This window comes from Microbacterium sp. USHLN186 (assembly GCF_037145155.1).
In the GTDB taxonomy this organism is placed as follows: domain Bacteria; phylum Actinomycetota; class Actinomycetes; order Actinomycetales; family Microbacteriaceae; genus Microbacterium.
This window is the reverse complement of the sequence record NZ_JBBCYA010000002.1, coordinates 336,001-357,734: the sequence shown is the minus strand read 5'-3', so window position 1 is coordinate 357,734 and position 21,734 is coordinate 336,001. Positions and strand designations below refer to the sequence as shown.

General features: G+C 69.1%; 22 protein-coding genes, 3 tRNA genes and 1 pseudogene. 13 read left to right on the top strand and 13 right to left on the bottom strand.

The window, feature by feature from the left end; genetic code table 11:
- Positions 1-23: 23 nt before the first annotated feature.
- From WFG93_RS05745 to WFG93_RS05735, 3 genes are all read left to right on the top strand, one after another.
- Entirely contained in the window at positions 24-563 is a 540-nt protein-coding gene (locus tag WFG93_RS05745) for a helix-turn-helix domain-containing protein (protein ID WP_336645364.1), read from the top strand.
- A gap of 1 nt (position 564) precedes the next feature.
- Positions 565-1,836, top strand: coding sequence for an MFS transporter (locus WFG93_RS05740; RefSeq protein ID WP_336645363.1), 1,272 nt, complete (start codon positions 565-567; stop codon positions 1,834-1,836).
- Between the two features lie 62 nt (positions 1,837-1,898).
- Entirely contained in the window at positions 1,899-2,702 is an 804-nt protein-coding gene (locus tag WFG93_RS05735; protein ID WP_336645362.1) for an SDR family oxidoreductase, read from the top strand.
- A 54-nt stretch (positions 2,703-2,756) separates the two neighbouring features.
- Here the strand turns inward: WFG93_RS05735 and WFG93_RS05730 are convergent.
- Both WFG93_RS05730 and WFG93_RS05725 read right to left on the bottom strand, forming a co-directional pair.
- Positions 2,757-2,829: transfer RNA gene (locus WFG93_RS05730), tRNA-Glu, on the bottom strand.
- Positions 2,830-2,934: 105 nt separating this feature from the next.
- Positions 2,935-3,007: transfer RNA gene (locus tag WFG93_RS05725), tRNA-Glu, on the bottom strand.
- 147 nt (positions 3,008-3,154) lie between these two features.
- Here WFG93_RS05725 and WFG93_RS05720 point away from each other — a divergent pair.
- Positions 3,155-3,790, top strand: a complete 636-nt coding sequence (locus WFG93_RS05720) for an MBL fold metallo-hydrolase (protein ID WP_336645361.1) — start codon at positions 3,155-3,157, stop codon at positions 3,788-3,790.
- Position 3,791: 1 nt separating this feature from the next.
- On the opposite strand, the gene pepN is transcribed toward WFG93_RS05720, so the two are convergent.
- Positions 3,792-6,287 (bottom strand): aminopeptidase N, encoded by a 2,496-nt coding sequence (pepN, locus tag WFG93_RS05715; protein ID WP_336645360.1) that lies wholly within the window; start codon positions 6,285-6,287, stop codon positions 3,792-3,794.
- Between the two features lie 125 nt (positions 6,288-6,412).
- On the opposite strand from pepN, the gene WFG93_RS05710 reads away from it, so the two are divergent.
- Positions 6,413-7,321 carry an SDR family oxidoreductase gene (locus WFG93_RS05710; protein ID WP_336645359.1) on the top strand — a complete coding sequence of 303 codons (909 nt, stop codon included), beginning with the start codon at positions 6,413-6,415 and terminating at the stop codon, positions 7,319-7,321.
- A 24-nt stretch (positions 7,322-7,345) separates the two neighbouring features.
- On the opposite strand, the gene WFG93_RS05705 is transcribed toward WFG93_RS05710, so the two are convergent.
- Positions 7,346-8,536 (bottom strand): trans-sulfuration enzyme family protein, encoded by a 1,191-nt coding sequence (locus tag WFG93_RS05705; protein WP_336645358.1) that lies wholly within the window; start codon positions 8,534-8,536, stop codon positions 7,346-7,348.
- A 113-nt stretch (positions 8,537-8,649) separates the two neighbouring features.
- On the opposite strand from WFG93_RS05705, the pseudogene WFG93_RS05700 reads away from it, so the two are divergent.
- Positions 8,650-9,081 (top strand): annotated as a pseudogene (locus WFG93_RS05700) (Lrp/AsnC family transcriptional regulator); the annotation flags it as partial.
- A 64-nt stretch (positions 9,082-9,145) separates the two neighbouring features.
- On the opposite strand, the gene WFG93_RS05695 reads toward WFG93_RS05700, so the two are convergent.
- Entirely contained in the window at positions 9,146-10,471 is a 1,326-nt protein-coding gene (locus WFG93_RS05695; RefSeq protein WP_336645357.1) for an APC family permease, read from the bottom strand.
- A gap of 98 nt (positions 10,472-10,569) precedes the next feature.
- Positions 10,570-11,127: a peptide-methionine (S)-S-oxide reductase MsrA gene (msrA, locus tag WFG93_RS05690; RefSeq protein ID WP_336645356.1), complete on the bottom strand. Its 558-nt coding sequence runs from the start codon at positions 11,125-11,127 to the stop codon at positions 10,570-10,572.
- 191 nt (positions 11,128-11,318) lie between these two features.
- Here msrA and WFG93_RS05685 point away from each other — a divergent pair, with 191 nt between their 5' ends.
- The 4 genes from WFG93_RS05685 (at position 11,319) to WFG93_RS05670 (ending at position 13,596) form a co-directional block, all read left to right on the top strand.
- A complete protein-coding gene (locus tag WFG93_RS05685; RefSeq protein WP_336645355.1) occupies positions 11,319-11,792 on the top strand; it encodes a carboxymuconolactone decarboxylase family protein in 474 nt (157 codons plus the stop codon).
- Positions 11,789-12,139 carry a GNAT family N-acetyltransferase gene (locus tag WFG93_RS05680; RefSeq protein ID WP_336645354.1) on the top strand — a complete coding sequence of 117 codons (351 nt, stop codon included), beginning with the start codon at positions 11,789-11,791 and terminating at the stop codon, positions 12,137-12,139. Before WFG93_RS05685 ends, WFG93_RS05680 begins: the two co-directional genes overlap by 4 nt.
- A 123-nt stretch (positions 12,140-12,262) precedes the next feature.
- The gene (locus tag WFG93_RS05675; RefSeq protein ID WP_336645353.1) at positions 12,263-12,898 is read left to right on the top strand and encodes a hypothetical protein; all 636 of its coding nucleotides are present in this window, start codon (positions 12,263-12,265) and stop codon (positions 12,896-12,898) included.
- 56 nt (positions 12,899-12,954) lie between these two features.
- A complete protein-coding gene (locus WFG93_RS05670) occupies positions 12,955-13,596 on the top strand; it encodes a PRC-barrel domain-containing protein (protein ID WP_336645352.1) in 642 nt (213 codons plus the stop codon).
- A 19-nt stretch (positions 13,597-13,615) separates the two neighbouring features.
- Here WFG93_RS05670 and WFG93_RS05665 read toward each other — a convergent pair whose 3' ends face one another.
- Positions 13,616-14,626 (bottom strand): pirin family protein, encoded by a 1,011-nt coding sequence (locus tag WFG93_RS05665; RefSeq protein ID WP_336645351.1) that lies wholly within the window; start codon positions 14,624-14,626, stop codon positions 13,616-13,618.
- Positions 14,627-14,710: 84 nt separating this feature from the next.
- On the opposite strand from WFG93_RS05665, the gene WFG93_RS05660 reads away from it, so the two are divergent.
- Positions 14,711-15,223: a macro domain-containing protein gene (locus WFG93_RS05660; protein WP_336645350.1), complete on the top strand. Its 513-nt coding sequence runs from the start codon at positions 14,711-14,713 to the stop codon at positions 15,221-15,223.
- Between the two features lies 1 nt (position 15,224).
- On the opposite strand, the gene WFG93_RS05655 is transcribed toward WFG93_RS05660, so the two are convergent.
- The 3 genes from WFG93_RS05655 to WFG93_RS05645 form a co-directional block, all read right to left on the bottom strand.
- The gene (locus WFG93_RS05655; protein WP_336645349.1) at positions 15,225-15,875 is read right to left on the bottom strand and encodes a PepSY domain-containing protein; all 651 of its coding nucleotides are present in this window, start codon (positions 15,873-15,875) and stop codon (positions 15,225-15,227) included.
- A gap of 55 nt (positions 15,876-15,930) precedes the next feature.
- The gene (locus WFG93_RS05650) at positions 15,931-16,659 is read right to left on the bottom strand and encodes an HAD family hydrolase (RefSeq protein ID WP_336645348.1); all 729 of its coding nucleotides are present in this window, start codon (positions 16,657-16,659) and stop codon (positions 15,931-15,933) included.
- A gap of 143 nt (positions 16,660-16,802) precedes the next feature.
- Complete coding sequence (locus WFG93_RS05645) at positions 16,803-17,147, bottom strand: hypothetical protein (protein WP_336645347.1); 345 nt, start codon at positions 17,145-17,147, stop codon at positions 16,803-16,805.
- A gap of 278 nt (positions 17,148-17,425) precedes the next feature.
- On the opposite strand from WFG93_RS05645, the gene WFG93_RS05640 reads away from it, so the two are divergent.
- Complete coding sequence (locus WFG93_RS05640; RefSeq protein ID WP_336645346.1) at positions 17,426-17,794, top strand: hypothetical protein; 369 nt, start codon at positions 17,426-17,428, stop codon at positions 17,792-17,794.
- Positions 17,787-18,635, top strand: a complete 849-nt coding sequence (locus WFG93_RS05635) for a hypothetical protein (protein WP_336645345.1) — start codon at positions 17,787-17,789, stop codon at positions 18,633-18,635. Before WFG93_RS05640 ends, WFG93_RS05635 begins: the two co-directional genes overlap by 8 nt.
- 90 nt (positions 18,636-18,725) lie before the next feature.
- On the opposite strand, the gene WFG93_RS05630 is transcribed toward WFG93_RS05635, so the two are convergent.
- From WFG93_RS05630 to gltX, 3 genes are all read right to left on the bottom strand, one after another.
- Positions 18,726-18,797: transfer RNA gene (locus WFG93_RS05630), tRNA-Gln, on the bottom strand.
- 88 nt (positions 18,798-18,885) lie between these two features.
- On the bottom strand, positions 18,886-20,232 hold the full coding sequence (locus WFG93_RS05625) for a threonine/serine exporter family protein (protein ID WP_336645344.1): 1,347 nt from the start codon (positions 20,230-20,232) through the stop codon (positions 18,886-18,888).
- The gene (gene gltX, locus WFG93_RS05620) at positions 20,229-21,734 is read right to left on the bottom strand and encodes a glutamate--tRNA ligase (protein WP_336645343.1); all 1,506 of its coding nucleotides are present in this window, start codon (positions 21,732-21,734) and stop codon (positions 20,229-20,231) included. The genes WFG93_RS05625 and gltX overlap by 4 nt, the downstream gene beginning before the upstream one ends.

Here is a 21,734-nt window from a genome sequence, read left to right as displayed (position 1 = left end):
GAGCCAGCCCTAGCGTTGCCGACGTGGAAGAGATCTCCGTCATCACCGCCGTGCACCACCCCCTGCGCCGTCGAATCGTCGATCATCTGCTGCTGCACGAGACTGCGCAGGTCGGCGTGCTCGCCCGTGCACTGGACGCACAGGTGGGAAGCATCAGCCATCACCTTCGGATGCTGCAGCGCGCGGGCGTCGTCGAGCAGGTCGCCGATCCGGCGGGCGACCGGCGCACGAGCTGGTGGCGGCTGGTGCGGCGCTCTCTGAGCTGGTCGAGCAGAGACTATGCAGGCTCCCCTGCCGATGCCTATCTGGCCCGAGAGGCGCAGCGACTGAACCTCAGGCATCAGCTGGAGCGGCTGCAGCAGTGGAACCGCGTCAGTGAGAGCAGCCAGGTCGAGGCGTTCAGCACCGATGCGCTCACCTGGGCGACCGCCGAGGAGCTGATCGAGTTGCAGCAGCGAGTCTCCGCGACCGTCGATGCGTGGCGAGCGGGCATCGACCGGGAAGATGGCAGACCTCGGATGCCGGTGTTCTTCTTCGCCTACGGCTTTCCCACGGAGGTCTGAGGTGTCGGCTGCGGATGCCGTGATGGTGCGCGTGCCGCCGCCGTTCCGGCGGGATGCGACAGTGCAGACGTGGCTGGTGGTGAAGGCGCTCTCCGACGCCGGAGATGCGGTGTGGACGATCGCCGTCGCGTGGACCGCCGTGCAGATCGCGTCTCCGGCTGTGGCCGGACTCGTGGTCGCCGCCGGGACGATCCCGCGTGCGCTCATCCTGCTGGTCGGCGGGGCGGTGGCCGACCGTGTGGATGCTCGGCGGATGATGCTGCTGTTCAACAGCTTGCGGGTGCTCGCGCTGGTGGTGGCGGCGAGCTGGATTCTCATGACGGGGCCCACCGTGATGATTCTTCTGATCGCCACGGTCGCCTTCGGGATCTGTGACGCCTTCTACGAGCCGGCCGCCGGAACGATCCCGCGGCAGCTGGTGCGGCCGGCGGACCTTCCGGTGTACTCAGCGCTCAGCCAGACCCTCAGCCGGCTCGGGACGATGGCGGGCGCAGCAGTGGGCGGCTTCCTGGTCGCGTGGATGGGGATGCCGGGCAGCGCCGCCACCGACGCGGTGACGTTCTCGATCGTCATCGCATTCATCGCGATCTGGCTGCGCCCGCGCTTCGCGCTGCCACGCAGCGGAAGCGACGCTTCGGTGCTTCAGGGCGTGGCATCCGGCTTCCGCCATCTCGGCAACGATTCGACGACTCGCACGCTCGTCATCGCGCTGTCTGGACTCAATCTCGCGGTCGGTCCGGCACTCGCCATCGGTCTGGCGCTGCAGGCGAGGCACAACGGCTGGGGCGCCGCCTCGGTCGGCCTCTTCGAGGCGCTCGTCGGCGCGGGAGCGATGATCGGCGCCCTCGCCGTGGTGCGCCGGCGTCCGCGTCATGAGGCGATCGGAGCGTTCTGGTCGCTCGTCGTCCAGGGGTTCGGCATCGTCCTGCTCGGCGTCGGCGCACCGGGGGTGGTGGGCGTCGGCTGCGTGATCATCGGCCTCACCGCCGGCTTCGCCTCGGTGCTGCTGGGGGCCACCTTCGCGGCGACGGTCGCCCCCGACTATCTCGGACGCATGTCGTCGATCACCCGGCTGGGCGACGACTGCTTGATGCCCGTGGCCATGGCGGCGTTCGGTGCGCTGGCCGCCGTGCTGCCGCTCTGGGTGCCGTTCGCGCTGTACGGCAGTGCACTCGCGCTGCTCATGGTGATCCCGCTGCGCAATCCGCGCCTGCGCGCGATCGCACTGCGTGAGCAGAGCGCGGTGACGCAGGGTGCAGAGGCGAGGGCATAAGCCATGCCGGCTCACCGTGGAAGCCCCTGCTGCCGGATCGCACCAATCGGTAGCTTTCCGGAATGACAGCACAGTTCTCCCCCCGGCGGGCGATCGTCACCGCATCCGACTCCGGCATCGGCGCGGCCACCGCGCTCGCGCTCGCCGAGGCCGGCATGGACGTCGGCATCACCTGGCACAGCGATGAGGAGGGCGCAGAGGCGACCGCCGACGGCGTGCGCGAGCGCGGCCGACGCGCGGTCGTGACGCGCTTCGACGCGACGCGCCTCGACGAGGTGTCCGCAGTGATCGACGGGCTCGCCGATGAGCTCGGCGCGCTGGATGTATTCGTGAACAATGCCGGAGCGAGCACGGCGCGACCCTTCCTCGAGGTGCCGCTGGCCGAGTGGCGCGAGACCGTCGCGTTGAACCTGGACGGCGCGTTCGCGGGGCTGCAGACGGCAGCGCGGCGCATGGTGCACGCCGGCAACGGCGGACGGATCATCGCCGTGACCAGCGTGCACGCTCATCAACCGCGCGTGGGGCTGGCCGCCTACATCGCGGCGAAGCATGGTCTGTCCGGCCTGATCAAGACCATGGCACAGGAGCTGGGTCAGCACGGCATCACCGCGAACGCTGTGGCGCCCGGCGAGATCGCCACGGCCGCAAGCGGGCGCGATTCGGAGGACGCCGACCGCACGCATCGACCGGGCGTGCCTCTGGCGCGCCCGGGCAAGGCCGAAGAGGTCGCTGCCGTGATCGCCTTTCTCGCGTCGCCCGAGTCGAGCTACGTGACCGGCGCGGACTGGACCGTGGACGGCGGGATGCTGCAGATGGGACCGCAGGCCGGCTCGCACCTGATGGATGACGGGTGGCGCGAGGGCTGAGCCCTTCAAGACGTCAGAAGGCCCTCCGATATTGGAGAGCCTTCTGACTGTCGGTGACCCCAGCGGGATTCGAACCCGCGTTACCGCCGTGAGAGGGCGGCGTACTAGGCCGCTATACGATGGGGCCGTCACTGCAACCGTTCAAGTATGCCATGTCGCATCCGGCCGACCAAATCGAGCGGACACCGACGAAGAAGGCCCTCCGATCGCTCGGAGGGCCTTCGTGTCGCTGTGACCCCAGCGGGATTCGAACCCGCGTTACCGCCGTGAGAGGGCGGCGTACTAGGCCGCTATACGATGGGGCCGTCCGACCCGTGGGGGTCGTGCTGGCAACCGTAGAAGTCTGTCACGACCGGGCGAGCGTTGCCAAATCCGCGCCCCGCGGCCGTCGATCACGGGCGTGTCGGATGCCAGGGCTTGCCTGCAGCGGCGCTGCGGAGTTGACTGCCGCCATGCGCATCACCAAGTTCGAGCACGCTGCCCTGCGAGTGGATGAGGGCGGGCAGACGCTGCTGATCGACCCCGGCTCGTTCACCGCTCCCCTCGATGACCTCGACCGCGTCACCGCCGTGGTGATCACGCACGAGCATCCTGACCACTGGACGCCCGAGCATCTCGAGCGCATCCGCGCGGCGGCGCCCGAGGCGCGGATCTACTCGACTGCCGCAGTCGCCGAGTCCGCGGGCGCCGACGTCTCCCCCGTCGAGCCCGGAGACGAGGTCGTCGCCGGAGCGTTCCGGCTGCGCTTCTTCGGCGGCGACCACGAGGTGATCCACTCGTCGATCCCGCAGATCCGCAACGTCGGCGTGCTGGTGAACGAGACGCTGTACTACCCGGGAGACTCGTACGCAGTCCCCGAGGGCGTCGAGGTCGACGTGCTCGCCGCGCCCCTCGGAGCGCCGTGGCTGCGCATCGCCGATGCCATCGACTTCGTGCTCGCCGTCGCGCCGCACCATGCCTTCGGCACGCACGACATGACCCTCTCCGACGCCGGACGCCGCATGCATCGTCAGCGACTGCAGTGGGCCAGCGAGCAGCGCGGCGGCCGATTCCACGAGCTGGACCCGGGCGACGCGATCGAGGTCTGAGTCAGCCCTGCGCCGCCCGGACTCGCAGGTCGCGCGCGAGGTCGTCACTTGACTCGATCACCAGACGGCGCAGCGCGCCCGGCGCATCGCCGTTCTCGGCGAGCCAGGCGTCGACGGCGTCGGTGCTGTCGGTCGCGGGGAACAGCCCGAGCACCAGGCGCTGCGCGAGCTCGATGCTGCGCTCGGACCACGCGTCACGGATGCGCGTGAAGTACTCGGCGTCGAAGCCCTCGATGAGGTCGCGCCGCCCACCGGCACGGAACCCGGCGATCGTGGCGTCCAGGTGATCGTTGCTCAGTGTCAGGTCGTTCCACGCGGCATGCCACGCGGCGGCGCGCACGGAGGCGTCCGGCCGGGATGCGAGGGCGCGGATCTCCGCGGTGTGCCCGGCGGCCGTGTCATCCTCGGCGCGCTCGGCGGCGATCCGCTCCGCGTCGGCATGCCCGGTGGCGGCCAGCGCCGTCAGCAGCAGCCAGCGCAGGTCGGCATCCATCGGCAGCCCCTGCGGTGCGTCGCCGTCGAGGATGGCGCGCACGTCGTCGGAGCGCGCGTCGTCGAACGCCGATGCCGCCGCGAAGGCACGGGCCCATGCCAGCTGCGCGTCGCTGCCGGCATCCGCATGCTGGAGCGCCGTCCACGTCGTGTCGACCCACGCGCGGCGCTGGTCAGGACGCTGCGCGTCGGTGACGTAGTGCGCGATCGCGAACGCGGCGTTGAGCAGCGTGGCGCTGAGCAGTGCGACGTTCGGCTCGGCCGGCGAATGCCGGCGCACGATGTCGAGGTAGCGGGCCGCGTCGAGCTCGCCATCGCGCGTCGCGTTCCACAGCGACGACCAGACGAGTCCGCGCGCGAGGTCGTCCGAGAGCGACGACAGCGCCTCGGTGACCGTGCTGAGCGACCGCTCGTCGAGGCGCACCTTCGCATAGGTGAGGTCCTCGTCGTTGAGCAGGGTGAGGTCGGCATCCGGGATCTCGACCTGCGTGCGCTCCTGGTCCACCGTCAGATCGATGCGCTCTCGCAGCGCCAGCCCGCCGTCGTTGCGGTCGTAGAGGCCGACACGAAGGCGATGAGGGCGCGGGGCGACCTCTCCGCCGTCCTGCACGAGGAAGCGGCGGCCGTCGCCGTCGCTCTCCAGCCACAGCGCCGAGACACCACTCGTCTGCAGCCACGCCTGTGACCAGTCGCGCAGCGGCTGGCCGGAAGCGGCTTCGAGCTGGTCGAGCAGATCGCCGAGCGAGGTGTTGCCGAACGCGTGAGCGGCGAAGTAGCGGCGGGCGCCCTCGAAGAAGGCATCCTCGCCCACATACGCCACCAGCTGCTTGAGCACCGACGCGCCCTTGGCGTAGGTGATGCCGTCGAAGTTGAGCTTCGCCGCCTCGAGGTCGGGGATGTCAGCGACGATCGGATGCGTGGTCGGCAGCTGGTCCTGGCGGTAGGCCCATGTCTTGCGGCTGTTCGCGAAGCGCGCCCAGGCGTCGGTGAACCGGGTCGCGGCGGCGGACGCGTGCGTTCCCATGTAGTCGGCGAACGACTCCTTCAGCCACAGGTCATCCCACCAGCGCATCGTGACGAGGTCGCCGAACCACATGTGGGCCATCTCGTGCAGGATCGTGTTCGCCCGGGCGCCGCGCTGCGCGTCGGTGGCTGCACCGCGGGTGATGTACGCCTCGGTGAAGGTGACCAGCCCGGGGTTCTCCATGGCCCCGAGGTTGTACTCGGGCACGAAGATCTGATCGTACTTTCCCCACGGATACGGGTAGGCGAAGGCGTCGGTGAAGAAGTCCAGACCCTGGCGGGTGACTTCGAGGATCTCGTCGGCCTCGAGGTGCTCGGCCAGCGAGGCGCGGCACAGCACGCCGAGAGGGATGTGCTGGTCACCCCGGCTCCACTGCCCTTCGATGCGGGCGTAGGGGCCCGCGGCGACCGAGGTGATGAAGCTCGAGATCGGCAGGGTCGGCGCGAATTCGACGATCTGCACCCCGATGCCCTCGGTGACGTGCGCGGCGGACTGATTCGAGAGAACATGCCAGCCGGCCGGCGCTGTCACCGCGAAGGTGAAGCGGGCTTTGAGGTCGGGCTGCTCGAAGCAGGCCATCACGCGACGCGAATCGGCGGGCTCGTACTGCGTGTAGAGGTAAGTCTCGCCGTCGACCGGGTCGTGGAAGCGGTGCATGCCCTCTCCCGATCGGCTGTAGGCGGCAACGGCCTCGACGCGGACCTCGTGCTCGCCCGCGAGCCCGTCCAGCGCGATGCGCGCACCGTCCCAGCGCACCTCGCGCTCCTCGCCGTCCACGGTCACCTGCGTGACCTTCTCCCCGATGAAGTCGAGCCACGTCTCCGGCTCGCTCGCTTCGAAGCGCAGCGTGGTGACGGTGGGGAATCCGCTGCGCGCGCGCTCGGGGGCGCCGGTGAGATCGAGTTCGACGCGAACCTCGTGCAGCGTGATCGACGCGGCCCGACGAGCGGTCTCCTCGCGGGACAGATTGGCAGAGCTCATGAATCCATCGTGTCATGCCGCGAGCTCTCATGCAGTGGGCTGCACCGCCGCGCGCAACCCCCTTCCGCTGCAGCGCGCCGGGCGGAAGCGTGGCATGCGCACCCGTCCAGTGAAAAGGAGCGGCCATGACCGACGAGAACACCACCGACCAGCTGACCTTCCAGAACCCCGTGGATCGCTTCCCCGCGATCACCCCGCCCAAGCAGCACCAGCCCGAGCCGGGGCTGGACGAAGAGCTGGAGCCGAAAGCCGACAGGGGCGAGCAGTCCTACCGGGGCACAGGGCGGCTCGAGGGACGCCGAGCCCTCATCACCGGCTCGGACTCCGGAATCGGCTCCGCGGTGGCGATCGCGTTCGCGCGCGAAGGCGCCGACGTCGCTCTGTCGTACCTGCCCCAAGAGGAGGAGGACGCACAGCACGTGAAGTCGGTGATCGAGGAGTGCGGGCGCCGCGCGTTCCTGTTCCCCGGCGACCTGACCGACCCCGGTTACTGCGAGGAGCTCGTCGACAAGGCGGTGCAGGCGCTGGGCGGACTGGACGCGTTGGTGAACAACGCCGGCAAGCAGATCGCCGTCGAGGACATCGCCGACCTCGATGACGCTCAGGTGACCGAGACGTTCACCACGAACATCATCGCGATGTTCCGCATCTCGCGCGCGGCTCTGGCACACATGCCCGCGGGGTCCACGATCGTCAACACGACGTCGATCCAGGCGTACGAGCCGTCGCCGCACCTGCTGGACTACGCCTCGACGAAGGCTGCGATCAACAACTTCACCAAGGGCCTGGCGCAGCAGGTCGCCGCGAAGGGCATCCGTGTCAACGCGGTGGCGCCCGGGCCGATCTGGACGCCGCTGCAGGTCTCGGACGGCCAGCCGAAGGACGCGCTGCCTGAGTTCGGCAAGAGCACCCCGCTCGGCCGGGCGGGTCAGCCCACCGAGCTCGCCCCGGCCTACGTGTTCCTCACCTCGCCGGAGTCCAGCTACGTCCTCGGCGAGACGCTGAACGTGAACGGCGGCAGTCCCACACCCTGACGCGGCGAAGACGTCGTGCGCCGGTCACGCCGGGGCCTGCACCGGCGCCTTCGCGAGCGCCTGCTCGAGGTCGGCGTGCAGGTCGTCGACGTTCTCGAGGCCGATCGAGAGGCGCACGACGTCGGCGCCCGGTCGCGCTTCCGGGGCGACCGGGCGGTGCGTGAGCGCGGCCGGATGCTGGATCAGCGAGTCGACGCCACCGAGGGAGACCGCGTGCGTGAACAGGCGCACGGCGCCGGTGAGCGCTTCGGCCGCCGCGTACCCGCCGGCCAGGCGGATGGAGATCATCGCCCCACCGCCGCGCATCTGGCGCCCGATGAGCCCGCGCTCGTCGCCGAGCTCCGGATAGAGCACCTCGGTCACGGCGGGGTTCTGCTGGAGGACATCGACCAGGGCCCGTGCCGATGCCTGCTGGGCGTGGATGCGCATGGGCAGCGTCGCGAGTCCTCGGTGCAGCAGGTAGGCGCCGAGCGGATGCAGCAGCGCCCCCGTGATCGCGCGCACCCGGCGCAGCGCCTGCGCGGTCTGCTCACTGCAGGAGATCACTCCGGCGATCACGTCACCGTGGCCGCCGATGTACTTGGTGGCGCTGTGCATCGACATGGCCGCACCGAGATCGAGCGGGTTCTGCAGCAACGGGGTCGCGAAGGTGTTGTCGACCAGCACGGGGATGCCGCGGGAGTCCGCGACGACCGCGGCGATGTCGACGAGATCGAGCGTGGGGTTGGCCGGCGTCTCGAGCACGATCAGTCCGGTGTCGGGCCGGATGCTGTCGGCGACCTCGTGCTCGTGGCAGAAGCTGACCTCTGCGCCGAGCAGGCCGGAGTCGAGCAGATGGTCGGTGCCGCCGTACAGCGGGCGTACGGCGACGACGTGGCGCTTGCCGATCGCCGTGGTGTGCGCGAGGATCGCGGCCGTCATGGCCGCCATGCCCGAGCCGAAGGCGACCGAGGCCTCGGCGTGCTCGAGTTCGGACAGGGCCTCCTCGAACCGCGCGACCGTCGGGTTCCAGAGCCTGGCGTAGACATTGCCGCCGTCCGGCAGCGGGTGGCCGCCGGTGGCCATCGACTCGTAGGAGTCGCCGCCGTGCAGGATGTCGGGCAGCGGATTGGTCGAGGAGAGGTCGATCGGAGCGGCATGCACGCCCAGCGCGCCGAAGTCGGCGCGGCCGGCGTGGACGGCGACGGTGTCAGGGTGCAGCGGCATATCGGGCATGAAGCGATCCTGCTCCTTGCACCGGGCGCAGTCCAGCCGAGTTGTCGCGCCGCGTCACCGTCCCGGTTTAGGTTGTTCTCAGAACAATTCGAAGGCGATATCGGGAGCGGAAATTGCCGTCAGCACAGCAGGGAGTTGTCGATGAGCTCGATCTGCGGATCCTCGCCGCGCTGATCGATGCGCCACAGGCGCCGATCAAGGAGGTCGCCGAGAGCGTCGGGATACCGGCATCCACCTGCGCCTTCCGGCTGCGTACCCTGCGCTCCCGCGGCGTCGTGTCCGGACCGCGTCTCGAGATCGATCCGGGCGCTCTCGGCGCTCCGGTGCAGGCGATGATCCGCGTGCGGCTCGGCAACCACAGCAAGGACGGCGTTGAGGCGCTGTTCGACGCGCTGGCGGCGACCCGCGGCGTGCTGCAGGTGTTCCACATCGCCGGAGCCGACGACTTCCTCGTGCACGTGGCGGTGGCGGATGCCGCAGCGCTGCGCGACATCGTGCTGGAGCGCATCACCGTGCACGAGATCGTGCGCGCCACCGAGACCCAGCTCGTGTTCGAGCTGCGCGAGGGCGCCGGAGTGCTGCCGCGACCGTGGGGGCGCGGCGGGCGGCTCAGTCCTCCGCGGCCGGGGTCACGGCCGGGGCCGAGAATCGGCGGCTCACCAGCCACAGCACCACTCCGACGGCGAGCAGCACCGCGGCGAACAGCCACACGATCGGGCGCTGCTGGCTGAGCAGCACCAGGCACGAGATGACCCCCAGCACGGGCACGAAAGTCCACACCCGGAAGTGATCGTGCTCCACGCGGTCACGACGCAGCACGAGCACCGAGACGTTCGCGCTGATGAACACGAGCAGCAGCAGCAGCACCACCGTCTCGGCGAGCGTCGCCAGGTCGCCGACCAGCGTCAGCAGCATCGCCACCACCGTCGTCGCGGCGATCGCCACCCACGGCGTGCGCCGGTTCGGCAGCACGCGGGCGAGCGGCGCGGGCAGCAGCCCCTGCTCGGCCATGCCGTAGGCGAGCCTGCTGGCCATGATCATGGTCAGCAGTGCGCCGTTCGCCACGGCGATCAGCGCGATCAGGCTGAACAGCCACGACGGCACGCTCAACCCGGTGGCCTCGACGACCGCCAGCAGGGGTCCGGTCGAATCCTGCAGCTCTGCGGTGGGCAGAGCGGCGGCGCTCGCGACGCCGACCAGGACGTACACCACGCCCGCCGTCAGCAGGGCGCCGAAGAGCGCACGCGGATACACGCGGCTGGGCTGCTTGACCTCCTCGATGACGTTCGCCGAGGTCTCGAAGCCGACGAAGGAGTAGTACGCGACGATGGCTCCCCCGAGCACGGCGCCCGCGATGCCGACGCCTTCGGGCAGCTGGGTGGTGCGGCTGAGGTCTCCCCCGCCGCCGGCCACGAAGATGCCCACGACGACGATGACGATCACCAGACCACTCAGCTCGATCACCGTCATGACGAGATTCGTGCCCATCGACTCGCGGATGCCGCGCAGGTTCAGCAGTGCCACCAGCACGAGGAAGACCATCGCGGCCGGCACCACCGGCACGTCGATGAAGGTGGCGAGGTAGGCGCCCGAGAACGCGATCGCGAGACCGGCGGCGCTGACCACTCCGGCGGCCAGCATGCTGAAGCCCACCAGGAACGACAGCAGCGGGCTCTTGAAGGCGCGTTCCGCGAACACCGCAGCGCCGCCGGCGCGCGGGTACTTCGTCACCAGCTCGGCGTAGGAGCCGGCCGTCAGCAGCGCCAGCAACAGAGCGACGATCAACGGCGCCCACAGCATCCCACCGGCGTCCTCGGAGAGCACGCCCATCAGAGCGTAGATGCCGGCGCCGAGCACATCGCCGAGGATGAAGGCGTACAGCAGGGGCCCGCTGATCGCTCTGCGCAGGCGTGGGGTCGTCTCAGCGATGTCCATGCTCTGGACGCTACGGTCCGCGCCGCTGAGCCGCACGAGCCTTGACAGCGCCGCGCAGCGGCGGGTAGGCCGCGACGAATCCGCGCGGACAGTGCGAGTCAGGCGGTGGCCTCCGCGTCGCGCCGCGGCAGCACCCAGCCCGCGCGCGGGAAATGGCAGGTGTATCCGTTCGGGTAGCGCACCAGATAGTCCTGATGCTCGGGCTCCGCCTCCCAGAACGCACCGGCCGGTTCGATCGTGGTCACTGCCGGAGCGGGCCACAGGCCCGACGCGTCGACGTCGGCGATGGTCTCGCGTGCGACGCGCTCCTGCTCGGCATCGAGCGGGAAGATCGCCGACCGGTAGCTGGTGCCGATGTCGTTGCCCTGACGGTTGAGGGTGGAGGGATCGTGGATCTGGAAGAAGAAGGCGAGGATGTCGCGGTAGTCGGTCTGCTGCGGATCGAACACGATCTCGATCGCCTCGGCGTGTCCGGGGTGGTTGCGGTAGGTGGCGTGGTCGTTCTCGCCGCCGGTGTACCCCACTCGCGTGGCGAGCACACCGGGCTGCCGGCGGATGAGGTCCTCCATGCCCCAGAAGCAGCCGCCTGCGAGCACGGCCGTCTCGGTGCCCGGTCGGCGGGTGATGGTTCCGGTGTCGTCGCTTCCGCTGCTCATGCTCGGTCTCCTCGTCGCTGCTCGGGTGTGCTCTCTCATTCTGCCGCGCTCGGGCGGCAGGAGGGCCGATCCTCGGCATCCGCCCCGCCGGACGCCGGAATGCTCTCCGACGCGTCTAGGTTGGTGGCAGAGAGAGACCGGTGAGCACGTGGCTGTGCGCCGGCATCCATCATCGGCATCCGAGGAGAGTCATGCGTCCGTATCTCGACAAGTCCGCCCCCGATGCGTGGAAGGCGATCGGGGAGTACTCCGCTGCGGTGGCTGCCGCAGCCGAGCGCAGCGGCCTGACGCTGCAGGAGACCGAGTTCATCAAGGTGCGCGCGTCGCAGCTCAACGCCTGCGCGTTCTGCCTCGACCTGCACGCCCGTGAGGCGCGGCGCTCGGGGATCACGCAGCAGAAGCTCGATCTCATCCCCGCGTGGCGTGAGACGACGCTGTTCACCGAGCGTGAGACGGCGATGCTCGCCATCGCCGAGGCGGTGACCAGGATGCCACTGACCGAGGAAGCCAAGGCCGATCTCGCTGGTACGCGCTCTGTGCTCGGCGACGAGGCGTTCGCCGCGGCGGAATGGGTGGCACTGACGATCAACGCGTTCAACCGCATCTCCATCCTCAGCGAGCACCCCGTGCGACCGCGCGGCGACGACCGGAGGGCACTGTCATGAGCGCAGAGCGGTTCGTGGTGCGCGATGTGCCCGAGGAGTCCCGCTACGTGCTGCTCGATCGCGGCGAGGACGGCCGCCAATCGGCCGAGATCGGCGAGGAGTCGTACGTCGACGTGGGCGATGATCGGGTGCTGCACCACACCGAGGTGTCCGAGGAGTACGGCGGACAGGGGCTCGCGTCGACGCTCGTGCGTGCCGTCGTGGACGACGCAGTCGCGTCGGGCCGGAGCATCGTCGCCGTCTGCCCCTACGTCGTCGGGTGGCTGGGCAAGCATCCGGAGTATCAGCAGCACGCGGTGGAGCGCCGCAGCGAGCACATCGCCGCCATCAAGGCGCAGCAGGGCTGATCGCGCGGGTGGCACCCCGGACGCGGTGAGGTCAACCCCCTCCTCGTCCGCCGCGGCAGGGCGGACTCTGAGATAGATCACGTGGGAGAGGTCCGTTCCGCCCACCCGACGTCAGGAGTCCACATGAGCACTTCCAATTCAGATCGTCGTGGCCAGGAGCCGGCAGCCGTATCCGCCGAGCGCGGCCCCACTCAGCGCGAAGAGGTGCTGGGACGCGAGCAGGAGCGATTCGGCGGATTCAAATGGGGCTCCGCCTTCTTCGGCTGGCTCACCGCGACCGGGACGGCGGTTCTGCTGACGGCGCTTCTGAGCGCGATCGGGGCCGGTCTCGGCCTGGGCGTCGCGGAGGGCGATGTCGAGAGCGCCGCGGAGAAGGTCGGGGCGAATGCCCAGACTGTCACGATCGTCGGCGCGATCGCTCTGGCCGTCGTGCTGTTCGTCGCCTACTACTGCGGCGGCTACGTCGCGGGGCGGATGGCGCGGTTCTCGGGGGTCAAGCAGGGTCTGGCGGTGTGGATCTGGGCGATCGTCATCGCGATCGTCGTGGCTGTCATCGCTGCAGTGGCCGGTTCGCAGTTCAACGTCCTCGGTCAGCTGAACAGCTTCCCGCGGATTCCGGTTGACGAGGGAACTCTGACGGTCACCGGGATCATCACCGCGATCGTCGTGGCGCTCGTCAGTCTGGGTGGCGCGATTCTCGGTGGCATCGGCGGCATGCGCTACCACCGCCGCGTGGACCGGGCAGGGCTCGGACGATGAACTGTCGGCGGGCAGAGGCAGCAGCCTCTGCCCGCCGCCTGACAGGAAGGCAACCCATGATCGATTCGTACAAGATCAACAGCCTGTTCGACGCGGACGTCGTCGACTCCGACGGGTCGAAGATCGGCACGGTGAAGCACGTGTACGTCGACCCGGACGGCGGCCGACCGCTGTTCGCTGGCGTCACAACCGGCTGGTTCGGCCGGGCGGAGTCGTTCGTGCCGCTGGACGACGCCGACTTCGACGGCGAGGTCCTCCATGTCGAGTACGACAAGGACACGGTCAAGCACGCACCTCGCATCGATGCTGACGGCACTCTGACCGATGACGACATCGACCGCATCCAGGACTACTACGACGGCGGGAGCACCGACGACGACGCACACGATTACGACCTACACGACGACGACGACGCACGCGACGACGACGGCGCTGTGAAGGCCGAGTCCGTCGTCGTGGACGAGCAGCGCCCTCCGCGCAAGCGGATCCGCGTGCACAGATACGTCGTCACGGATGAGCGGGCTGGCACCACTGCGCTCACGGATGACGACGCGTCGCTGAATCGTGGACGTCCGGTCGATGAGACCCAGTACGAGACGGTGGAGGAAGCCCGCGTCGACCGGTTCGACGAAGCGCCTGCACGCGGTGCGGACGAGTCTCTCGATGGCCGGGATCGGCCCCGGCGGCACGCGGAATGAGCACCGGCTGCGCCTCCGCTCAGCCGCGGGGGCGCAGCCGCGTGCTGGGCAGCGGCGGCGCCGGCAGCGGCGCGGGCTGACCCTCCGGATACGGGCCGAACAGCGGCTGCTCGTGGCGATCCTGCATCGCCTCACCGGACCCGGCGGGCTGCTCGAAGCCGAGCTCCTCCTGATAGCGCTGACGGAACCGCTCGATCTCGTCGTGGCTGCGGCCGACGAAGTTCCACCACATGACGATCTGCTCCCCCAGCGGCACACCGCCCAACAGGATCACTCGCGCTCCCGCCGCTCCGGCCCTCAGCACCATGCTGTCCGAGCCGACCGGGCGGTAGCCGAGTTCACGGTGCTGCACGGGTGCACCGTCGAGCATGAACGTCCCGGTCTCCGCGAGCGCAGCGTGCTCGAAATCGGCGCGCACCGGAAGGCGCACCTCGGCATCCGGCTCGAGAACGACCTCCGCGCCGAGGAGGTCGGGGGTGCGCGTATCGACCGGGGAGGTCGAGCCGAGCAGCGAGCCGATGAAGACGCGCAGCTGCGCACCGGGCAGACCTAGCGTCTCGGGCACGTGGTGCGCGAACGCATGCTCGGAGAAGCGCGTGGCGTCGGGCAGCGCATACCAGAGCTGCACACCGTGCAGCACGCGGGTGTCGGGCGTGCTGAGCTCCTGATGGGTGATGCCCCGGCCGGCGATCATGAGGTTCAGCTCGCCGGGCAGCACGGCGGCGGCGACGCCGCTCGAATCGAGGTGGTCGATGCGGCCGGTGAACAGCCACGAGACTGTGGCCAGGCCGGTGTGCGGATGCCGCGGCACCCGCATGCCGCCCGTCTGCGCGACCCGATCGGGACCGTAGTGGTCGAGGAAGCACCAGGCTCCGACGAGAGAACGCCGGCGCTGCGGCAGCGTGCGGTACACCGTCATCGCACGGATGCCACCCAGGGGCACCTCGCGCGGAGCGAGCACCTCGACCTCAGCGCACCTGTCACCCGACTGCAGCACGTTCAGCGGCGGATCCTTCTCGAGATTGGTCAAGGCGGTCTCCTCGCTGCGCTTCGCTGATGCTCAGGCTAACGCCGACGCGGCGCCCCTGGGGCTCAGTCGCGAGAGACTGGTGGCATGAACACGGTCAGCGCGGTTCTCGGCGACATCACCACTCAGCAGGTCGACGCGGTGGTGAACGCCGCCAATCGCCGAATGCGTGGCGGTGGCGGTGTCGACGGGGCGATTCACCGTGCCGGTGGTCCGGACGTGCTCGCGGACTGCATCGCCCGCTTCCCACGCGGGCTCGACACCGGAGATGCGGGGTGGACGACCGGCGGAGACCTGCCGGCCCAGTGGGTGATCCACACCGTCGGACCGAACTACGCCGCGGGAGAACGCGATCCTTCCCTTCTCGTGTCGTGCTATCGCCGCGCTCTGCAGGTCGCCGATGACCTCGGCGCCGGTCAAGTGGCGTTCCCGCTCATCAGCGCGGGGATCTACAGCTGGCCGCTCGTCGATGCGATCGCCGTCGCGGTGGACACCCTGCGCAGCACCGAGTCCGCGGTCCGTGACATCCGGATCGTCGTGCGCGAGAGGCCGATCCTGGAGCTGGTGCACGACCGCCTCGGTTCCGCACCCGCGGTCTAGGTCAATCGACGAAGACCTCACCGCTGTCGGCGTCGACCGTGACCTCGACCTCGTCCGTGCCCTGCATGAGGTCGAACTGGTACTCGCGGCGTCCGTCGTCCCACTCGAGCTTCCAGCCCCGCAGCGGCCCGTCCACCTTCCCGGTTGCCAGTTCGAGCGCCTTGTCGTAGCTCATGGGGGAGGTCAGGCTGATCTCCTGCTCCTGGTCGTCTGTCGTGTCCTTCTTCTGCGACACGATCTCGCCGCTGTTCGCGTCGATCTCGATCTCGTGATCGGTGCTGCCGTCGAGGATCTTGACCTCCCACTCCCACGCCGCGTCCCGCTCGTCGTAGTCGAGTTCGATGCTGTGCATGAATCCCGCCCCGACGGCATCCATCGCGGTCTTCACCGCGTCCTGCGCACTGATCGGCAGCTGCGTCTCACGAAGGTCGATTTCGGCTCCGTTCCCCGTGGTGGCCGACGAGGTGGGAGAGGAGGGTTCCGCGGTGCCCGTCGTCGGGGCGCCGGTGTCGGCGGCGGAGGCAGTCGGCGACGGCGTGCTGCTCTCCGGTGCGCACCCCGCGAGCCCGAGCGCGAGGGCGATGGCGCCCGCGCCGATGCCGGTGCGGATGAGGGCCGAACGGGTGCTGAGGTGCAGGGTGGTGCGGGACATGCGGTTCTCCTGTCGTCTGCTGCTGTTCTTCGGTGCGGTCACTGCGCGTGCGACATCAGGGCGAGCTCTGCAGCGCGTCGACGATCTCCTGCACACCGGGATACACCGACACTGCTCCGGCCTCGGTCAGCACCAGCCGGTCGGTGCCGCCGGTCTCGACGGCGACGGCGGCGACCCCCGCCTTCGCCGCGGCGATGACGTCCCACCTGGCGTCGCCGATGGCCACGCAGCGCGCAGCCGGCACGCCGGCGCGTTCGATCGCCACGTCGAAGACATCCGGTTCGGGTTTGGCGGTCTGCACATCCTCCGCCGTGGTGACCGCGTCGATCCACTGCTCGGCGTCGAGCACGGCCAGCTGGCGGTCGACCTCCTCCTGCGGCGCGGAGGTCGCGAGCACCACGCGCACGCCGCGCTCATGCAGGACGCGCAGCAGGTCGCGAGCCCCGGGCAGCAGGCGCAGCTCATCGGAAAGGTCGCCGTAGTGCGCGGAATGACCGGAGAGGATGCGCTCACGCAGGTCGTCGTCGGCGTCGGGGACGATGCGATCGAGCAGCTTGTCGGAGTCGAGACCGATCGCGGCGTGGATGGATGCCGCCGGAGCGTCAGTGCCCACATCGCGCAGCGCGCGCTGCCAGGCGAGAACGTGCAGATAGTTCGAGTCGACGAGCGTGCCGTCGACGTCGAGCAGATACGCGTCGGCGGTCAGCAGCGGGTCGCCGTGCTCGGATGCCGGCGACGACGTCTGCGATGGAAGCTGTGATGGCGTCTGTGATGCGGAGCCCATGTGCCTCTCCCCTGTCCCGTTTCTCGGTGCCGGCCGAACCGGCCGCGGTCGTCCAGACGACCATGAGGCGCTCGACGATGCAAGCCCCTCGCGGCGCGCGACGAGAGCCACTACCCGGAGGGTGCGAGTGGCGGAGAAAGGGCTCAGTCGTCGATGTCCTCGAGGAGTTGCTTCAGCGCGTTCTCGATCGACGTGTGGTCGTACTGACCCGCTCTGCTCTCGGCCGAGATCACTGCGCACCGGTGCAGCCGGCGGAAGTCGCCGTAGGGAAAGCTGTACCGACCCTTCGTGCCCTCGGTCGCGCTGGTGTCCTCGCCCAGATGCCACAGCGCGAACTCGTCCATGCCGTGCTTGTCGATGAACTTGTTCTCGTCGGCGGTGCTTGGCGCGTGCTCGCTCCAGTCGTCGCGTTCGTCGCGGACGACGTCGCCCTTGCGCAGCAGAGCTTGCGCGTGCTCGAGTGCCTTCTTGTTCAGACGGGTGCTCATGCGGATCTCCTCTCCGTCACTGCTTCACGACGCAGTTCCGGAAGTAGATCACATTCGCTGCCGCGATCGCACCGTCCGGGGACTCGATGATGCTGTTGATGCCCGGCTGTTCACGGCCGTCACCCAGCGCACACCGGTCTTGAGAAGCGCGCGCATCCACTCGATCGTCGGTGCATCGAACCCCTGGTGCGGGATCGTGCGCGTGGCTAGCATCGGGGCTGAGGGCCGGGCCTCTGCACGCAGGCGCCGCAGACCTGCCGTACTGTCAGGAGGACACTGTGGTCAAAGAAGTCCATCGGATCGGTGAGGGGCTGGTCTCGTCCACCTTTCGTCAAGACGGCGTGTTCGTCTTCACCTATCCGCCGGGTAACGTCCCCCGCGAATCTGTCGTCAACGGTGCTGCGGACGACGAGGATTCTGGCGGGCTCCCCACTCTCGGCGGCGGCTTCGGCTCGAGCATCGTCTTCCAGAGCGGCGCAATCAGCCGGCGGCTGAGCGACGAGCCGTCTTCCGGTGCCCGGGTGGTCGAGGTGGACGTCAAGCCGGATGATCTCGACCTGGCCCAGGCGGAGGCATTCGAAGCACTCGCGGGCCAAGATGACGGCGACTACGTCGTGCTCATCCGAGAACGGCCCGTCGATGGCTGACGACGCCGCCAACGACAATGGTTTGAAGGCGGCCTCCGACCGGATCCGCGAGACAGCGAAGTGGCTGACCGTAACACTTGGTGCGGTCGGCGCGCTCCTGCTGGCCGGCACGCAGCTGAGTAACATCGGGGAAATCGAGGTGGGAAGCCAACGGTTCTTCGTCGCGATGATCGGCGGCGGTGTTGCGGCTGCAGGCACGATCGCGGTGCTGATCGCCAGCGTGCTCGTCGCCACCACTCCCGTGATGAGCTTGACTCGCCTCACGTCTACGCCGATCCCCGACGGCGCCGAGAACGCCCTCGGTGATCAGTACTTGAGGATGGGCTACGCCGACGTCAGCGCCCTCGCCGAGGACTATGCCCAGGCGCTGGAGGCTCGCAAAGCAGCAATCGAGCAACACGGTGCACTCGCTCCGGAAAGCAAAGCCGCGCATGCGAGGGCGGCGACGATCGATGGCATCGTCACCCGGCTGGTGCTGGTCAGTTCTCACATGAACCTAGCGCGCCGATGGCGCAACGCCATGTGGCCGATCTGCATCGGCGCCATCGTGGCAGGCGTCGGGGTCGTGCTGTTCGTGTGGGCAGCCAACCCGCCCGATGACGCGAAGGCCTCGACCAACTCCCCCGGCATGCTCAAGAACGCGAAAGCGGCCGTTCTCGTACTCAATGAGACCGGCCAGAACGCCCTCCAAGAGGCGGCCGAATGTGATGTCGACGGCAGACTGCAGGTGCTGATACTGGAAGCGACCAGCGGCGGTGTAGACGTTGTCATCATCGAGCCCGGCTGCAAGACAGTGCGAGCGGTGATCACCGACGCTTGGGGGTCGGTCAAGGAGGACTGATCGCGAGGCACTCCAAAGTGTCCAGCCGGAAGAGCGAGAAGCGGTGGCAAGCGCACGCAAAAACCCCCGTCTGAGCAGGGGTTTTCAATGCTGGGGTACCTGGACTCGAACCAAGAACAACTGAACCAGAATCAGCCGTGTTGCCAATTACACCATACCCCAAGGGCGAGACCGGAGTCTCGCACCGAGAGTCAAGCTTACCCGAGCGGTGCGCAGATGGCGAATCGACGCGGGGCGCCCGGGCGTGGCGTCACAGCTCCCCCATGCGCGCGGGACGCGCCCACCGCAGGAAGATCGTGGAGCGGGTGATGCGCGCGAGATCAGCGACGAGCGCGCCCACCTTCGTGCCGATGCACAGGCTGAGGAACATCATCGGCGCCGAAGCGAGCGCCTGCGCATCGAAGCTCGCCAGGGCCACCAGTCCGATCGTTCCGGGCACGAGCAGCAGGAAGGCCGGCTGGAACGACACGGTGGCAGGCACCGCGAGCATCACCCGTTCGAGCACGCGGGCGGCGACGAAGAGCACCGCCGCAGCGATCCCCGTCGCCACGATGCTGCCGACGTGCGGGCTGAACGAGGCGAGCACCGCGTACGTGCCGACCATCACGACCACGCACACGAGGGTCAGGCGCAGGCCGGATCCGAATGCCAGGCCGATGCCGACGGCGAGCACGAGCACCGCCAACCACGCCGTCCACAGCGGCGGCAGCGCGGCCCAGCCGGTACCGGGGCTCGTCAGATGCACCGCCTCACCGACGAGCGCGGCCGACGCCGAGTCGATGCGCAGGCCGGTGAGGTATGCGCCGGCATAGAGCCCGGCGGCCATGAACGCCAGCATGATGAGGCCGTACATCAGCCGGGACGCGCCCGTGACGATGTCGGTGGAGGTGAGCTCGAGCAGAGCGTTCGTGATGAGCGCCCCGGGAACGAGGATCGCCACGGGCGCGCATACCGCGAACAGCGGCACCGGGCCCAGATCGAGAGCGTTCGCGGTGACGCCGACGAGGATCGTCGACACGAACGCGGACACGAAGGGCGCCACGGCGGCGGCCGCGCGCACACGCATCATCAGGATCGTCAGGCCGCCGACCAGCAGGCCGACGACGAGCGCGAGCAGCGCCGCCCACCATGGGCAGCGGAACAGCACGGCCAGCGACGCCGAGAGCAGGCCGCAGCCGATCACACTCTGCGCCCCGGGCATCCGACGCGGAGTCGCACGGATGGCCGCCATACGTGCGGGGGCCGCCTCAAGCGGAACGGTGCCCATCTCCAGGTCGCGCACGAGGCGACTGGCTCGAGCCGACTGCCGGAACGTCAGCGCCTCGCCCTTGCCGATCACAGTCGTCGTGGCAGATGCCGCTCCGGGGCGACTGACCATCACCATCTCCGGCAGAATCGCGAACTCGAGCGTCGTCTCCGGCGCGGCACGTCGGCTCACCTGCTCGAGCGACCCGCGCACGTCTGTGACGGACGTGCCGCACTCGAGCAGCAGGACGCCCAGATCGCCGAGGATGACATCGGTCTCGGCCGCCGGCATCCCGGCATCCAGTGTCGCGGCAACCGGTGCCCCGGCATCCGGCGGTGCCGGCCGGCTCACGCCAGGAAGTCAGCGAGCCCGCGCAGTCGCCGCAGCGACTCGTCCTTACCCAGCAGCTCCATCGACTCGAACAGCGGCGGCGAGACCCGGCGCCCGGTCAGGGCGACACGTGGCGGACCGTACGCGACACGGGGCTTGAGCCCGAGCTCGTCGACGAGCTTCGCGGAGAGCGCGGCCTGAATGGCATCCGGAGTGAACTCCTCCACCGGCTCAAGAGCCGCCGCGCACGCCTCGAGCACCTCGGCGGCGTTCGCCGGCAGCCCCTTGAGCGCGTCGGCCTCGTACGAGACGTTGTCGGTGAACAGGAAGCCGAGCATTCCGGCCGACTCGCCGAGCAGCTGCATCCGCTCCTGCACGAGCGGCGCCGCGCGGAACGCGAGCACGATCTGCTCGTGCGTCGGCTCGCCGCCGAACACGTCGGCAGCCGCGAGATACGGCAGCATCCGCTCGGCGAAGTCCTTCGCATCCAGCATGCGGATGTGGTCGCCGTTGATCGACTCGGCCTTCTTCTGGTCGAAGCGCGCCGGGTTCGGGTTCACGTCGGCGATGTCGAACGCGGCGATGAACTCATCGAGCGAGAAGACGTCGCGGTCCGCTGCGATCGACCAGCCCAGCAGCGCCAGATAGTTCAGCAGGCCCTCGTGGATGAAGCCGCGATCGCGGTGCAGGAACAGGTCCGCCTGCGGGTCGCGCTTGGACAGCTTCTTGTTGCCGGTCTCGCCGAGCACGAGCGGCATGTGCGCGAAGCGCGGCACGAAGGTGGTGACGCCGGCCTGGATCAACGCGTCGTACAGCGCGAGCTGGCGCGCCGTCGACGGCATGAGGTCCTCGCCGCGCAGCACGTGCGTGATGCCCATCAGCGCATCGTCGACGGGGTTCACGAAGGTGTACAGCGGCACGCCGTTGGGGCGCACGACCACGAAGTCGGGGAACGAGCCGGCCGGGAAGGTCACCTCGCCGCGGATGAGGTCGACGTAGGTGAGGTCTTCGTCGGGCACGCGCAGGCGCAGCGCCGGCTGACGACTTTCGGCGCGGAACGCGGCCTTCTGGTCGTCGGTGAGGTCGCGGTCGAAGTTGTCGTAGCCGAGCTGCTTCGCCCGGCCGTTGGCCTCGTTGCGGGCGTCGATCTCCTCTGCCGTGGAGTAGCTCTCGTACAGCGCGCCCGTCGCGAGAAGCTTCTCGATCACGCCGCGGTAGATGTCATGGCGCTCCGACTGCCGGTACGGCGCGTGCGGACCGCCGACCTCGACGCCCTCGTCCCAGTCGATCTTCATCCAGGTGAGCGCGTCGACGAGCTGGCGGAAGCTCTCCTCACTGTCACGCGCGGCATCGGTGTCTTCGATGCGGAAGATCAGCTTCCCGCCGTTGTGCCGGGCGTACGCCCAGTTGTACAGGGCCGTGCGCACCATGCCGACGTGCGGCAGGCCGGTCGGCGAGGGGCAGAAGCGCACGCGGACATCGGATCCGGTCGCGGTGGTGGTGAGGGGATGCACGGTAGCCAT

Bases quoted from the DNA above. Each gene is read 5' to 3' on its own strand.
- WFG93_RS05735 (WP_336645362.1), top strand. From the start codon at position 1,899: ATGACAGCACAGTTCTCCCCCCGGCGGGCGATCGTCACCGCATCCGAC.
- WFG93_RS05720 (WP_336645361.1), top strand. From the start codon at position 3,155: ATGCGCATCACCAAGTTCGAGCACGCTGCCCTGCGAGTGGATGAGGGC.
- pepN (WP_336645360.1), bottom strand. From the start codon at position 6,287: ATGAGCTCTGCCAATCTGTCCCGCGAGGAGACCGCTCGTCGGGCCGCG.
- WFG93_RS05710 (WP_336645359.1), top strand. From the start codon at position 6,413: ATGACCGACGAGAACACCACCGACCAGCTGACCTTCCAGAACCCCGTG.
- WFG93_RS05705 (WP_336645358.1), bottom strand. From the start codon at position 8,536: ATGCCCGATATGCCGCTGCACCCTGACACCGTCGCCGTCCACGCCGGC.
- WFG93_RS05695 (WP_336645357.1), bottom strand. From the start codon at position 10,471: ATGGACATCGCTGAGACGACCCCACGCCTGCGCAGAGCGATCAGCGGG.
- msrA (WP_336645356.1), bottom strand. From the start codon at position 11,127: ATGAGCAGCGGAAGCGACGACACCGGAACCATCACCCGCCGACCGGGC.
- WFG93_RS05685 (WP_336645355.1), top strand. From the start codon at position 11,319: ATGCGTCCGTATCTCGACAAGTCCGCCCCCGATGCGTGGAAGGCGATC.
- WFG93_RS05680 (WP_336645354.1), top strand. From the start codon at position 11,789: ATGAGCGCAGAGCGGTTCGTGGTGCGCGATGTGCCCGAGGAGTCCCGC.
- WFG93_RS05675 (WP_336645353.1), top strand. From the start codon at position 12,263: ATGAGCACTTCCAATTCAGATCGTCGTGGCCAGGAGCCGGCAGCCGTA.
- WFG93_RS05670 (WP_336645352.1), top strand. From the start codon at position 12,955: ATGATCGATTCGTACAAGATCAACAGCCTGTTCGACGCGGACGTCGTC.
- WFG93_RS05660 (WP_336645350.1), top strand. From the start codon at position 14,711: ATGAACACGGTCAGCGCGGTTCTCGGCGACATCACCACTCAGCAGGTC.
- WFG93_RS05655 (WP_336645349.1), bottom strand. From the start codon at position 15,875: ATGTCCCGCACCACCCTGCACCTCAGCACCCGTTCGGCCCTCATCCGC.
- WFG93_RS05650 (WP_336645348.1), bottom strand. From the start codon at position 16,659: ATGGGCTCCGCATCACAGACGCCATCACAGCTTCCATCGCAGACGTCG.
- WFG93_RS05645 (WP_336645347.1), bottom strand. From the start codon at position 17,147: ATGAGCACCCGTCTGAACAAGAAGGCACTCGAGCACGCGCAAGCTCTG.
- WFG93_RS05635 (WP_336645345.1), top strand. From the start codon at position 17,787: ATGGCTGACGACGCCGCCAACGACAATGGTTTGAAGGCGGCCTCCGAC.
- gltX (WP_336645343.1), bottom strand. From the start codon at position 21,734: ATGGCTACCGTGCATCCCCTCACCACCACCGCGACCGGATCCGATGTC.